Consider the following 12,876-nt stretch of genomic DNA (forward strand, 5'->3'; position numbering starts at 1 on the left):
GTCAGACGCGCGGAGCGCGCAGCCGGCCTTCCAGCTGGACCAGCAACTCGCCGAGCAGCGCCGCCAGTTCCCGCTGCCCGTCGGCGTCGAGGCCGGACAGGACGGCTGTCTCGTACGAGAGCTGTTCGGGCAGGATGCCGTCGACGAGGTCACGTCCGGCGTCCGTGAGGCGCACATGGGCGACGCGGCGGTCGCGGGTGTCGCCGCGGCGTTCGACCAGGCCGCGCTCGGTGAGCTGCTTGAGCCGTTTGGTGACCGCGGCGCCGGAGGAGAACGTCTCGCGGGCCAGTTCACCGGGGGTCAGTTCGAGACCGGTCCGGCGCAGGGCACCGAGGAGGTCGAACTCGGGGCGGGTGAGCCCGGCATGGCGCAGTGGCGCGTCCTCGGCCTGCTGGAGGAGCGCGGCACTGCGGTTGATGCGGCCGATGATCTCCATGGGTCCGGTGTCGAGGCCGGGGTGGACCGTCTGCCACTGCCGTACCACCGCGGCGAGGGTGTCCCCCGCGACGGGCCGCCCGGCCGTGTCTCCCTCGGTCCTCTCGTCGCCGACCGTGCCGCCTCCGGTGACCGCCCGCCCGTTCGCTGCCGTCATGCCTGTGCGCCCTCCAGAGCGTGCAGTCCCTGTCGTCGTACCGTCGCCGCGAGCGTACGGTGTCCGGCCCGCTCGGCGAGCATCACCCGCTCCGCCGGCAGGGCACGCTGCCACCACTCGCCGGTCGCCGCGTCGGCCGTGGCGCGCAACTCGACGAGCACGGCGGCCAGGTGACGGCGGGCGGACTGCAGCGCACCGAGGTCGGGGCGGTCGGCGGCGATCAGTCGAGCGGCGTGCTCGCGGGCGCTCTCCACGGCGCCGAGGGCGTCCTCGACGCAGTCGCCGGCGCGCCGGTTGGTGACCGCGACGGCCGCGACGAAGCCGGCCAGCGCGCCGACGAACGTGTCCACGAGCCGGTCCGTCATGAGTTCGCCGGGCGCCTGGTAGCCCGCGAACTCGGTGATCAGGAGGGCCATGGGGGTCACGCAGATGCTGCCGAGCCAGTAGTTGCGGCTGATCAGGGCCTCGGCGCCGAAGTTGAAGGCGAGGCAGCACAGGACGAGCGCGGCCGGGCCGAGGTGGGCCAGCGGGGCGACCGCCGCGAAGAGCAGGACGCCGACGAGGTTGCCGACGACGCGCTGCACCCCGCGGCTCCAGGTCAGGGCGATGTTCGCCTGGTAGAGCGAGGCGGCGGTGACCAGGGCCCAGAACGGCCGTCCCACCCCGAGCGCCAGCGACACGTACCCGGCGAGGGCGCAGCCGAGCGCGGTGCGCAGGGCGAGCGGCAGGAGCGGGCCGAGCCTGCTCACCAACGGCCGTTTTCCGACGGCCGGTTCGGCCTCCACGCCGAGGAGTTCGTCGGCCGCCGACGCCAGGTGCACGCGCGGCACGGGGTTCGTCCCGCGCAGGTCGCGCGCCCAGGAGCGCAGCCGCTCCGGGTCCGTGTCGGCGGGGGCGGCGAGCGCGACCTCGGCCCGGACGACGAGCCGTTCGAGGGCGCGGCGCGGCTCCGAGCGGGCGCCGGTGGCGAGCAGGGACTGCCAGGCGGCGTGCACGGCGGCGGCCGCGGCGGCCCGGGCCCGCTCATGACCGGGGTCTGTGGCCGTGCCGGTACCCGCGCCGCCCGTCTCGGCGTACGCGGCGGCGGCGTTCAGGGCGCGGGCGGTGGCACAGCGCTCCGGCCCGTGCGGGCGCAGGAGGGCGGGTGCCATGCCGATGAGCCAGGCCCAGGTGCCCGCCGCGGCGACGAGCGCGAGGTGGCCGGGAACCTGGCCGATCGTCTGCGGGGCGAAGAGGGAGGCCGAGCTGATGAAGACGAAGATCACCGGTCCGGGCGGACCGATGCGGGACGCGTCGCACAGCGCCTTCTGTACGGCGGCGAGCAGCGCACCGACGGCCACCAGGACCACGGCGGAGGACGTGAGCGACGCCGCGACCAGCGCGATCGCCACCGAAGCGAGCATGCCGAGCGCGAGCCAGGCGAGGGCTCGGGCGCGGGCGGCGTACGGCAGGTTGTGGGCGTAGAGCGCACAGAGCGCCCCGGCCATCGTGTACATCGCCAGGTCGAGGCGGCCGAGTGCCAGCAGCGTCAGGTTCGGCACGCCCGTCGCGACGACCACGCTCAGCGCGGGCTTGAACCAGATGTCGGAGGGCCGGCCGATACGCAGCACGCCGGCGAGGGGCAGCCGGCGCACGCGCGGGGGTGTGGGTGGCGCACTGCTCATAGCCATAAGATTAGCAGGTGTTTTACTCGTGAAAGATATCTCCGAGACGCACCATGCCACGCCCCCATCCGCGATGGCCGCGATGCACCCCCGCACGCTCCCCGCGTACCTCCTTGCGCTCGCTTGCGCACCGCTCGGCCCGGGCATCTCTTCGACCGGACTGCCCTACACCGTCGAGCGGGAGGTACGCGGTGCACGGACCGGCGTCATCCGGCTGGCTGCTCGTCGCGCTGTGCGCGGCGACCGGGGCCTACTGTCTGCTGCGCATGCGCAGCGCCGTCGAGGAACAGCGCCGCACAGCGGGCGGCGAGGCCCTCATGGGGTTCGGCATGGCCGCGATGGCCGTGCCCGCGGCGGTGCTCGCACCGCCGCGCTGGGCCTGGGTCGCCTGTACGGCCGTGTTCGGCGCGGCCGCACTGCACGCCCTGTGGGCGGCACGGACCGGTCCGCACCATCTGCATCACCTGGTGGGGGCGTCCGCGATGGTCTACATGGCGGCGGTGATGGCGAGCGGGGCGCACGCGGGGGTTCCCGTGCTGACCGGGGTACTCCTCGTGTACTTCACCGGGTACGTGCTGTGGACCGGCACGCGGCTGGTACCGGTCGCCGTCGCCGGGCACGGGGGCGGGGGCAGCCACCGGACGACCGGCTGGGGCGACCGCGTGGAGGTGTCGCGGGCCTGCCGGCTCTCGATGGGCATCGGGATGCTCGCCATGCTTCTCACGCTCTGAACCGGAACTGCCGCGCTCCGAGCCGGTACTGCCGCACTCCGAGCCGGTGCTGCCAGGCACAGGCCGTGGCTCCTTTACGAAACCGTGGTGTGCGTCACTTGCCGCGACAGCCCGTATCCTCCGGCACCGCCCCGCTCATAGGCTGCGCCCATGATGGTCCCCGCGGCATTGTTGCTGCTCGGCGCCCTGGCCGCCGTTGTCGCTCCGCGGCTGCTCGCGCGAACGGTCTGGCTGGACCGCGAACCGGTGGTCGCCCTGTGGATGTGGCAGTGCGTGGTGGTGGCCGTCCTGCTGTGCTGCGCGCTGTCGATGACGCTCAGCGCGGCCGCCGCCTGGCAGGCGGTCCGCGGCCAGGTGTTCGCCCCCGCGCCGGCCACCGTCGTGGAGGCGTACGCGCTCGCCGGTGGGCCGTGGGCCGCGACGACCGCCGTGACACTCGCGCTGGGCGGTGTCTGGAGCGCGGCGATGCTGGTCCGCGAGATCGCCCGGGCCCGGGCGCGACGCCGTCAGCGGCGGGCCGAACTCCTCGTACGCGCCCCGCTGTTGCCCGGCGAGGAGCCCGGCAGCGACCGCCTCGTCGTCCTTGAGGCCGCGCGTCCGGACGCCTGGTGGCTGTCCGGGGCGGCGCCCCAACTCGTCATCACCACGGCCGCGTTGCGTCGCCTCAAGGGGCGGCAGCTGGACGCGGTGCTCGCCCACGAGCAGGGCCACGCGCGGGCCCGGCACGACTGGCTGCTGCACTGTTCGGGCGCGCTGGCCAACGGTTTCCCGCAGGTCCCCGTGTTCGCGGCGTTCCGCGACGAGATGCACCGGCTGGTCGAACTCGCCGCCGACGACATGGCGTCACGCCGCTTCGGCCGGCTGACGACCGCCCTCGCGCTGGTGGAACTCAACGAGGACCGGGGCGTGTTCGGCCCCTGTCCCACCCCGCTGTCCCATGTCCCGCAGCGCGTCCACCGGCTGCTCACTCCCCCGGACCGCCTGCCGCCCGCCCGTCGGCTCCGGCTCACGGCCGCCGCGGCACTGGTGCCGGTGATCCCGGTCCTGGTGACCTTCGTACCGGGTCTGCGGGCCCTGGGGTAGCCGCACTCACAGCGAACCCACAGCAGGCCGGACACCCCGGTTGGCCTCCGTCCCCACCCGTCGGCGAGGATCGGTGCATGCACTCCCCACCCGTCGACTCGCCGCCCCACACGCCGACTCCCGGGATCGCCCTGCGCGTGGCGGCGGCCCTCGCCGTTCCCTCCGTACTGCTGCTCGTCCTGGTCGCGATGTCCTGGCACCCGCTCATGTCCCTCGACGGCGACATCGCCCGTACCAGCCACCGCTGGGCGGTCGACGATCCCGACACGACCCAGGCCTTCCGCATCCTGACCGACTGGGTGTGGGATCCCTGGACGATGCGCGCCCTGTGCGCCGTCACCGTGCTGTGGCTGGTGCTGCGCCACTCGGCATGGTGGCTCGCCCTCTGGCTGACCGCCGCTTCCGTACTCGGCACCCTGCTGCAGCAGGGGCTGAAGGCGGCGATCGACCGGGAGCGCCCCGTCTGGCCCGACCCCGTGGACTCCGCCCACTACGCGGCTTTCCCCTCCGGCCACGCCCTGACGGCCGTGGTGGTGTGCGGCCTGCTGCTCTGGCTCCTGCGCCTGTACGGTGCCGGACGCGTCCTGTGGCGTATCGCGCTGACCCTCGCGCTGGTGTCCGTCATCGGTGTGGGCCTGACCCGTATCTGGCTGGGCGTGCACTGGCCGACGGACGTGCTCGGCGGCTGGCTCCTGGGTGCCCTGGTGGTGGCGCTGGCGGTGGGGACGTACACGAGGTTCCGGGGCGACGCGGAGCTCCGCTGACGGCACGGCCGCCCCTGCCCCACCGATCCGACTCCCCCACGGCAGCCACGCGTTGGACAAAAGCGCCGGTAAAGTCCAGCCCATGGCTGCCGTGTTGTTCGACTTCTCCGGAACCCTTTTCCGTATCGAATCCACCGAGTCCTGGCTGCGCGCGGTACTCGCCGAGGCCGAAGTCTCCCTCCCGGACCCGGAGTTGATCCGGACGGCGAAGGAGCTGGAGACCGTGGGCGCGCTCCCGGGCGGGGCCGACCCGTCGGGACCGTTGCCGGACGACGTGGCCGCCCTGTGGGACATCCGCGACCAGAGCGCCGAGCTGCACCGGGCCACGTACACCGGCCTCTCCCGCCAGGTGGCGCTTCCCGATCCGGGGCTGCACGACGCGCTGTACGACCGCCATATGGCTCCGGCCGCCTGGCGGCCCTATCCTGACGCGGCCGAGGTGCTGGGCGCGCTGCGCGAGCGCGGTGTCCCGGTCGGGGTGGTGAGCAACATCGGCTGGGACCTGCGGCCCGTGTTCCGCGACCACGGCCTCGACCGGTACGTCGGCGCGTACGTCATGTCGTACGAGCACGGCATCCAGAAGCCGGACCCCAGGCTGTTCGCCACGGCCTGCCAGGCTCTCGGGGCCGACCCGCGGGACACCCTGATGGTCGGCGACAACCGGCACGCGGACGGCGGCGCCGCCGCCCTGGGCTGCGAGGTGCACTTCGTCGACCATCTGCCGGTCGCCGAACGGCCGGACGGACTTCTGCCCGTACTGGACCTGGTGGGCGCGCACCGCCGCTGATCCGGGGCGCCTGCCGACGCGGGACCCAGGTGTGTACCAGCCGCCCGCCCGAGGCGATCCCCCGCGTCGCCCCGAGCGAACGGCAGCCCGGTGAGAATCCCCCTTCAGAGGACTGACCGAACGTTCTGAGTATAGTTGGCTGGCAGCCAGTCAACGCAGGAGTACAGGATGTCCCCTCGCAGCGCATCGGTCAATGAAGAGCTGCGGCGGCGCTCCCGGGAGAGGCTTCTGCAGGCGGCTCTCGAACTGGTCAGTGAGCGTGGGTACGAGGCCACGACACTGGGCGACATCGCGGACCACGCGGGCTCGGCCCGCGGTCTCGTCTCGTACTACTTCCCCGGCAAACGCCAGCTCGTCCAGTCGGCCGTGCACCGGCTGATGCACCGCACGCTGGAGGAGGCGCTGGAGCGCGAGCCGCGCACCGAGGACGGCCAGGAACTCATGGCACGGGCCATCGACGCCATCCTGGGCCTCGCCCGGGACCACCCCGTGCTGATGCGCCAGCACATGGCGGGCATCCTCCAGGGCGAGGGGTTCATGCAGTGCGTCGAGCAGCGGCGACTGGCGGAGCTGCTCGGCGAGACCGTCGCCCGCTACCGCTCGGCGGACGCGGCCGTCGACTACCCGATGCTGCGCGCGGTGCTGATGGGCGCGGTGTACGCGGCTCTCGTGCCCGGCGCCCCGATGCCCGTGGCGGCCCTGCGGTCCGAGCTGTTCCGGCGCTACGGCATCGACTGGGAGCGGGGAGTCCCGCCGGACGCCGAAGCACCCGACGAGACCTGCCGTGAGGACCTCTCACGGTTCTTCGCTCCCGAAAGCCGCGGGACAGGCCGCGGAGGAGGCCGTGCGGATGGCCGTGCGGGAGGCCCTGCGACGGACGTGGCCGGTCAGTCGAAGTAGTCCGGCTGCGTCTGGACGTTCAGCTCGCCCAGGCGGACCCGCTTCGCCGGGTCCGTACGACGGTCGTTGATCTTCAGGACGTCGAAGCCCTTGGCGGTGTCGTTCGAGTAGATGTAGCCGTTGTAGTAGTACGCCGACCAAGAGCCGCCGAAGGTGGGCCGGTCGGTGGCTATCGGGCCGCGCTCGAAGTAGGCGATCTCCTTGGGCTTCGAGGAGTTGGTGAAGTCCCAGACGGAGATACCGCCCTGGTACCAGGCCTGGACCATGATGTCCTTGCCCTTGACCGGGATCAGCGAGCCGTTGTGCGCCACGCAGTTCTCCGTGTCCGCCTGGTGGCGGGAGATCTTGAAGTAGCTCTTGAAGACGAGCTTGCGGTTGTCGCCCTTGCCGACGATGTCGTAGATGCCGTTGGCGCCGCGGTTCGGCCCTACGGCCTCGTTGCAGGTGGCCGCACCGCCACCGCCCAGCTCGTCGACGAAGACGACCTTGTCGGCCTTCTGGTTGAAGCTCGCCGAGTGCCAGAACGCGAAGTTCACGTTGTCCTGGACCTGGTCGATGATCCTCGGATGCTCCGGGTCCTTGATGTCGAACAGGATGCCGTCGCCCATGCAGGCGCCCGCCGCGAGGTCCTCGGAGGGCAGCACGGTGATGTCGTGGCAGCCGGTGGTCTTGGAGACGCCCGGGTTGGTTGGCCCGCCCGGGTTGCCGCCGCCGTCCGGTCCCTCACCGGGGAAGAGGACGGGGAAGTTCACCACCGCCGCCTTCTCGGGGGCACTGCGCGGCACCTTGATGACCGAGATGCCGTCGTGCGGCGGCCGGCAGTCGGGGAACGCGGTGCTCGGCGAGTACGAGGAGACGTAGACGTAGACGTTCCTGCGCTCCGGCACCAGCGTGTGGGTGTGCGAGCCGCAGGCGGTCTCGACGGCGGCGACGTACTTGGGGTTCTTCTTGTCGCTGATGTCGAAGACCTTCATGCCCTCCCACGACGACTTCTCGGTCGCGGGCTGCGAGGTGCTGCTGCACGAGTTGTCGCTGCGCGAGGAGTCGGTGGAGAGGAAGAGCAGGTCGCCGGAGACTGAGATGTCGTTCTGCGAGCCCGGGCAGAGCACCTGGGAGATCGTCTTCGGGGCCTTCGGGTTGCTGATGTCGAAGATGCGGAAGCCGTCGTAGTTTCCGGCGAACGCGTACCTGCCCTGGAAGGCGAGGTCCGAGTTGGTGCCGGGCAGCGCGTCCTTGGGGATGTTCGTGATGTGCTCGATGTTGTCCGAGTGGACGATTTCGTCCTGCCCCGGTATCTCGTCGCTCGCGATCGCCGGAGCGGCCGTCAGCAGTGCGGCGAGGAGTCCCGCCGCGGTGGCGGCAACTCCCAGACGTCTGCGCCGCGTTCGGTGGCTGTGAAACAGGGTCACTGCGTCCTCCCTCAGTCGTTCGTGGTCGAACGGTTCAGGCACCCCCGCAGTATCGTCTTCATCATGTACAGATCAATAGGTGGCAACACACTCGTAATGAATGTTTTTGATCAACGGCACGCCGAAGCGTGCTAGGACGGTCAACAACTCTCGTGAGGTGTCTGCCGATTCACGTGTCACAGGAGGTCGCTGTGCCCTCTCGCCGTATGTCCCGCCGTACGTCTCGTCGTTTGATCGCGGCATCCGTCACGGCCGGCGTCCTCGCGCTCGGCGGCTGCACCGGCTCGGACGACGAGCCCAGGTCCGCCTCGGGGACCGGCCCTTCGGTGATCGCACCGGGCAAGCCGGGCGAGGCCGCCGAGACGCTCTCCGCCGAGGACGCCGCCAAGCAACGCACCGACGACGACACCCCCAACTCGGCCGACATCGACTACGCGCGGATGATGATCGAGCATCACACCCAGGCGCTGGAGATGACCGAACTCGCCCCGAAGCGCGCCCGGTCGACCGGCGTGAAGCGGCTCGCCGAGCGGATCGCGGCCGCGCAGGGTCCGGAGATCGACTCCATGGAGGGCTGGCTCAAGACCCACGGCGACAAGAAGACGAGCGGCGAGCACGGCCACAGCGACGGCAACAGCGACGGCCACGGTCAGGAGACGATGCCGGGCATGGCGACCCAGGCGCAGCTGAAGAAGTTGCGCGCGGCCGACGGCGACGCGTTCGACCAGCTCTTCCTGAAGCTGATGATCACCCACCACACCGGGGCGATCACCATGGCCACGGACGTCCTCTCGCAGGGCAACAACATCCAGATCGGCGAGATGGCCGACGACGTGATCGCGCAGCAGACGGCCGAGATCAGCAGGATGCGCGACATGTCCTGACGGAGCCCTCCGCACCGGACGGCGCAGGTCTGAGCCGGCCTTCGGCATCGGACGGCGAGGGGCGCGGGTCCTTCAGCGGCGGGCGTGGCGCGGCGTCAGGAAGCCCGCGTCCCGCGCGCCGGCGATCAGCCTGAGCGAGCGGCGTCGACTGCGGCCGGTCACTGACATCACCGCGAGCACCGGATCCCGGCCCGCCTCCTGGGCCGCCAGATACTCCTCGGCCACGAGCCGCCGGCCCTCGGTGCCGCGCGGCGGGGCGGGGCGCGCGTGGCGCTTGTCCGGCGCCTGGCCCTCGGGGGCAGCGCCCGCCGTCACGGCCGCGCCCCCGCACGCCTCCAGGAGCGGGCCCTCGATCCAGTCCGGAAGCGCCGCCAAGTCGTCGAGGGACAGCGCCGGTTGGGCACGTACGTCCTCGATGGAGACGTATCCGTCGCAGACCACGGCGAGTACGTCGACCCGGACGGCGTCGGCGCCGTCATCGTCACCGTTGAAGGACAGCCTGACGTTGCACCACGTCGTGGCGGTGTCGTGCTCCCGCACTTCCCAGGCGGGCCACACAGATACCGCGGCATCCGGCCCAAAGTGATCCGAAAGATGAAGAAAGTATGGTTCCAGCACATACGCAACGTAACCGCATAATCACATTCGCTGCGAGCAGGCACGCATGCTGACATGGCACGGCACCCCGTCGGCGCAGCACCGTGCGCCCTCTCGCGACGGCACCGCGCTCCTCCCCCTCCCCGAGCGCGCGATGCGGTGCGATGCTGGAACCAGCAGCGATCTCCTCGTTCTGGTCGGGGAAGGGGTTCCGCCGTGCTGCGAGTGGCCGTCGTGGGGTCGGGGCCGAGTGGGGTCTACGCCGCGCAGAGTCTCGTCCAACAGAGTCAGGTACCCGGGGTCCGAGTGGATGTCCTGGACCGGCTGCCGTGCCCGTACGGTCTGGTGCGCTACGGCGTGGCGCCGGACCACGAGAAGATCAAGTCGCTGCAGAACAATCTGCGGACGGTCCTGGAGCACGAGCGGGTGCGGTTCCTGGGCGGCGTGCGGGTCGGCCCGGACGGGCTGCCGACGGCTCGGCTGCGGGAGCTGTACCACGCGGTCGTGTACTGCGTGGGTGCCGCCGCCGACCGCCGCCTCGGGGTGCCGGGCGAGGAGTTGCCCGGCAGCTGGTCGGCGACCGAGTTCGTGTCCTGGTACAGCGCTCACCCGGACGCCGTGTCCGACGGATTCGTGCCCGGCGCACGGGCGGCGGTGGTCATCGGCGTCGGGAACGTGGCGGTGGACGTGACCCGGATCCTGGCCCGCGGCGTCGCGGAGCTGAGCCCCACCGACATGCCGCAGGGTGCACTCGCCGCGCTGTCCCACAGCCAGGTGCGGGAGATCCAGATGGTGGGGCGCCGCGGCCCGTCGCAGGCCCGCTTCACCACCAAGGAGCTGCGTGAGCTGGGCGGCCTGCCGGACACCGACGTGGTCGTGGATCCGGCGGAGCTGGCGCTCGATCCGGGGTACGCGGACCCTTCCGGCCTGCCCGCCGCACAGCGCCGCAACGTCGAGGTGATGCGCGGCTGGGCCGAGCGGCCGCCGAGCGGAGGCTCCCGGCGGATCCGGCTCCGCTTCTTCCTGCGCCCGGTCGAACTGCTCCCCGAGGGCGAGCGCGTGGGCGCGGTGCGCTTCGAACGGACGGTGCCGGACGGGCACGGCGGCGTGACGGGCACGGGGCGGTACGAGGACATCGAGGCCCAGCTGGTACTCCGCTCGGTCGGCTACCGCGGAGTGCCGCTTGACGGGCTGCCGTTCGACGCGGAACACGGCACCGTGCCGCACCTGGCGGGCCGCGTCCTGCGGGACGGCTCGGTGGCACCGGGCGAGTACGTGGCCGGCTGGATCAAGCGCGGCCCGACAGGCGTGATCGGCACCAACCGCCCGTGCGCGAAGGAGACGGTGACCTCACTACTGGAGGACGCCCCGGCCCTCGCACAACGCGAGGTCCCGGACGATCCCCTCAACGTCCTGCGCACGGAGGGCCTGAGCCCGGTCGAGTGGACGGGCTGGCAGGCAATCGAACGAGCAGAGGCGGAGCTGGGCGCTTCGCTGGGCCGAGGCGTGGTAAAGCTCCCCGACTGGCGGTCACTGATGCAAGCGGCCCGAGCAGCAGGCGCCCCCTAAGGGGCGCGGGGAACTGCGCGACCAGCCACGACCGGCCCGCAGATTCCCTACGGCCTCGCACGCGCAGCAGAGTCACAAGCGCTCCTCTGGGCAGGACACCTACCGGCAACAGACCGGAAATCAACAAACTGTTCAACCCGCATACGGTCACGAACAGTCCCCGCTCCCCCGCCGCCCCTGGAGTGCCCATGGCAACCACCACCCCCGCACGTCAAGTGCACCCCGTGGACGAGGTCCCACCCGTCCGCCACCTCGCCGCGTTCGGGCTGCAGCACGTCCTCGCGATGTACGCGGGAGCCGTGGCGGTCCCGCTGATCGTGGGCAGCGCGATGAAGCTGTCGCCCGCGGACATGGCGTACCTGATCACGGCCGATCTGCTGCTGTGCGGTATCGCGACGCTCATCCAGTGCGTCGGCTTCTGGCGCTTCGGGGTGCGGCTGCCGATCATGCAGGGGTGCACGTTCGCGGCCGTGGGGCCGATGGTGCTGATCGGCACGGGCGACGGCGGGCTGCCCGCCATCTACGGGTCCGTGATCGTCGCCGGGCTCGCGATCATCCTGCTGGCACCGGTCTTCGGGAAGCTGCTGCGGTTCTTCCCGCCGCTCGTCACGGGCACGGTGATCCTGATCATCGGCCTCTCGCTGCTGCCGGTGGCGGGCAACTGGGCGGCGGGCGGGGTCGGTTCACCCGACTTCGGCGAGCCGAAGAACCTGGGGCTCGCGGCCTTCGTCCTCGCGGTGGTGCTCGCCGTGCAACGGTTCGCGCCGGTCTTCCTGAGCCGGATCGCGGTACTGCTCGGCATCGTGGTGGGGCTCGCGGTCGCGGTGCCGTTCGACTTCACGGACTTCGGCGGGGTCGGGGACGCGGACTGGCTGGGGATCAGTACGCCGTTCCACTTCGGCGCGCCCACCTTCGAGGCGTCGGCGATCGCGTCGATGCTGGTCGTGGCGCTGGTGACGATGACCGAGACGACAGGCGACTTCATCGCGGTCGGCGAGATGACCGACCGGAAGATCGAGCCCCGTACGCTCTCCGACGGCCTGCGCGCCGACGGCCTCTCCACGGTCCTCGGCGGCGTCTTCAACACCTTCCCGTACACGGCGTACGCGCAGAACGTCGGCCTCGTCGGCATGACGCGGGTCCGCAGCCGCTGGGTCGTCGCCGCGGCGGGCGGCATCCTCGTCCTGCTCGGCCTGCTGCCCAAGCTGGGCGCGGTGGTCGCGGCGATACCGGCCCCGGTGCTCGGCGGCGCGGGCCTGGTGATGTTCGGGACGGTCGCCGCGAGCGGGCTGCGGACGCTGGCTCAGGTGGAGTTCAAGGACAACAACAACCTGACGGTGGTGGCCGTTTCGGTCGCCGTGGGCATGCTGCCGGTCGGTGTGCCGACGGTGTACGAGAAGTTCCCGGACTGGTTCCAGACGGTGATGAACAGCGGCATCAGCGCGGGCTGCCTGACCGCGATCGTGCTGAACCTGCTCTTCAACCACCTTCCGGGTAAAGGCGGTTCAGCCGCCCCCGAGGTCGCCCCCGAGGCGGGCGGCCTGACCGGCGGCGGCAGTGAGGACGCTGTCGAGAAGCCCCGGAAAGAGATCGTCTAGGTCGTCCCGGCGCAGCCCGTTCATCTTGGCCGTGCCCCGGTAGATCTGCCGGATCACCCCGGCCTCGCGCAGCACCCTGAAGTGGTGCGTGGTGGTGGACTTGGTGACCGGCAGATCGAAGTGCGAACAGGAGAGCTCGTCGCCGACGGCGGCGAGCTCTCGCACGACCAGGAGCCGCATCGGGTCGGAGAGCGCGTGCAGCACGGCCTCCAACCGGATCTCCCCGGTCGCCGGGTGCGGAAGATCGCGGCTGCTGCTGGTCGGGGCGGCGGTCGTCACGGCGGCTCCAGTCCGTCGG

The 12,876-nt window shown here is 71.5% G+C and carries 13 protein-coding genes; 8 read left to right on the forward strand and 5 right to left on the reverse strand.

Annotation, left to right across the window (positions count from 1 at the left end):
• Position 1 precedes the first annotated feature (1 nt).
• Positions 2–592 (reverse strand): MarR family transcriptional regulator, encoded by a 591-nt coding sequence (locus AB0I18_RS27870; protein ID WP_363108329.1) that lies wholly within the window; start codon positions 590–592, stop codon positions 2–4.
• Positions 589–2,256 (reverse strand): FUSC family protein, encoded by a 1,668-nt coding sequence (locus AB0I18_RS27875; RefSeq protein WP_363108330.1) that lies wholly within the window; start codon positions 2,254–2,256, stop codon positions 589–591. The genes AB0I18_RS27870 and AB0I18_RS27875 overlap by 4 nt, the downstream gene beginning before the upstream one ends.
• Positions 2,257–2,447: 191 nt before the next feature.
• Here AB0I18_RS27875 and AB0I18_RS27880 point away from each other — a divergent pair, with 191 nt between their 5' ends.
• From AB0I18_RS27880 to AB0I18_RS27900, 5 genes are all read left to right on the forward strand, one after another.
• The gene (locus AB0I18_RS27880) at positions 2,448–2,987 is read left to right on the forward strand and encodes a DUF5134 domain-containing protein (protein WP_363108331.1); all 540 of its coding nucleotides are present in this window, start codon (positions 2,448–2,450) and stop codon (positions 2,985–2,987) included.
• A gap of 150 nt (positions 2,988–3,137) precedes the next feature.
• Positions 3,138–4,070, forward strand: coding sequence for a M56 family metallopeptidase (locus tag AB0I18_RS27885; RefSeq protein ID WP_363108332.1), 933 nt, complete (start codon positions 3,138–3,140; stop codon positions 4,068–4,070).
• 77 nt (positions 4,071–4,147) lie between these two features.
• Complete coding sequence (locus tag AB0I18_RS27890; protein WP_363108333.1) at positions 4,148–4,834, forward strand: phosphatase PAP2 family protein; 687 nt, start codon at positions 4,148–4,150, stop codon at positions 4,832–4,834.
• A gap of 82 nt (positions 4,835–4,916) precedes the next feature.
• Positions 4,917–5,621 (forward strand): HAD-IA family hydrolase, encoded by a 705-nt coding sequence (locus tag AB0I18_RS27895; protein ID WP_363108334.1) that lies wholly within the window; start codon positions 4,917–4,919, stop codon positions 5,619–5,621.
• Positions 5,622–5,789: 168 nt separating this feature from the next.
• Positions 5,790–6,521: a helix-turn-helix domain-containing protein gene (locus AB0I18_RS27900; RefSeq protein WP_363108335.1), complete on the forward strand. Its 732-nt coding sequence runs from the start codon at positions 5,790–5,792 to the stop codon at positions 6,519–6,521.
• Here AB0I18_RS27900 and AB0I18_RS27905 read toward each other — a convergent pair.
• Positions 6,509–7,930, reverse strand: a complete 1,422-nt coding sequence (locus AB0I18_RS27905; protein ID WP_363108336.1) for a hypothetical protein — start codon at positions 7,928–7,930, stop codon at positions 6,509–6,511. The two genes, AB0I18_RS27900 and AB0I18_RS27905, sit on opposite strands and share 13 nt — an antisense overlap.
• Before the next feature lie 206 nt (positions 7,931–8,136).
• Here AB0I18_RS27905 and AB0I18_RS27910 point away from each other — a divergent pair, with 206 nt between their 5' ends.
• Positions 8,137–8,814: a DUF305 domain-containing protein gene (locus tag AB0I18_RS27910; protein ID WP_363108366.1), complete on the forward strand. Its 678-nt coding sequence runs from the start codon at positions 8,137–8,139 to the stop codon at positions 8,812–8,814.
• A 72-nt stretch (positions 8,815–8,886) separates the two neighbouring features.
• Here AB0I18_RS27910 and AB0I18_RS27915 read toward each other — a convergent pair whose 3' ends face one another.
• Complete coding sequence (locus tag AB0I18_RS27915) at positions 8,887–9,432, reverse strand: DUF6214 family protein (protein ID WP_363108337.1); 546 nt, start codon at positions 9,430–9,432, stop codon at positions 8,887–8,889.
• A gap of 195 nt (positions 9,433–9,627) precedes the next feature.
• On the opposite strand from AB0I18_RS27915, the gene AB0I18_RS27920 reads away from it, so the two are divergent.
• Both AB0I18_RS27920 and AB0I18_RS27925 read left to right on the forward strand, forming a co-directional pair.
• Positions 9,628–10,980 (forward strand): FAD-dependent oxidoreductase, encoded by a 1,353-nt coding sequence (locus AB0I18_RS27920; protein ID WP_363108338.1) that lies wholly within the window; start codon positions 9,628–9,630, stop codon positions 10,978–10,980.
• Between the two features lie 188 nt (positions 10,981–11,168).
• Positions 11,169–12,578, forward strand: coding sequence for a nucleobase:cation symporter-2 family protein (locus AB0I18_RS27925; protein ID WP_363108339.1), 1,410 nt, complete (start codon positions 11,169–11,171; stop codon positions 12,576–12,578).
• Here the strand turns inward: AB0I18_RS27925 and AB0I18_RS27930 are convergent.
• Positions 12,486–12,857 carry a helix-turn-helix transcriptional regulator gene (locus tag AB0I18_RS27930; RefSeq protein WP_363108340.1) on the reverse strand — a complete coding sequence of 124 codons (372 nt, stop codon included), beginning with the start codon at positions 12,855–12,857 and terminating at the stop codon, positions 12,486–12,488. The two genes, AB0I18_RS27925 and AB0I18_RS27930, sit on opposite strands and share 93 nt — an antisense overlap.
• Between the last annotated feature and the right edge of the window lie 19 nt (positions 12,858–12,876).

The organism is Streptomyces sp. NPDC050704, from assembly GCF_040654355.1.
GTDB lineage: Bacteria > Actinomycetota > Actinomycetes > Streptomycetales > Streptomycetaceae > Streptomyces.

What these genes read in the sequence shown, in the direction of transcription:
- AB0I18_RS27895 (WP_363108334.1), top strand. Translation starts at nt 4,917, where the DNA reads ATGGCTGCCGTGTTGTTCGACTTCTCCGGAACCCTTTTCCGTATCGAA.
- AB0I18_RS27925 (WP_363108339.1), top strand. Translation starts at nt 11,169, where the DNA reads ATGGCAACCACCACCCCCGCACGTCAAGTGCACCCCGTGGACGAGGTC.
- AB0I18_RS27900 (WP_363108335.1), top strand. Translation starts at nt 5,790, where the DNA reads ATGTCCCCTCGCAGCGCATCGGTCAATGAAGAGCTGCGGCGGCGCTCC.
- AB0I18_RS27875 (WP_363108330.1), bottom strand. Translation starts at nt 2,256, where the DNA reads ATGAGCAGTGCGCCACCCACACCCCCGCGCGTGCGCCGGCTGCCCCTC.
- AB0I18_RS27885 (WP_363108332.1), top strand. Translation starts at nt 3,138, where the DNA reads ATGATGGTCCCCGCGGCATTGTTGCTGCTCGGCGCCCTGGCCGCCGTT.
- AB0I18_RS27870 (WP_363108329.1), bottom strand. Translation starts at nt 592, where the DNA reads ATGACGGCAGCGAACGGGCGGGCGGTCACCGGAGGCGGCACGGTCGGC.
- AB0I18_RS27910 (WP_363108366.1), top strand. Translation starts at nt 8,137, where the DNA reads ATGTCCCGCCGTACGTCTCGTCGTTTGATCGCGGCATCCGTCACGGCC.
- AB0I18_RS27890 (WP_363108333.1), top strand. Translation starts at nt 4,148, where the DNA reads ATGCACTCCCCACCCGTCGACTCGCCGCCCCACACGCCGACTCCCGGG.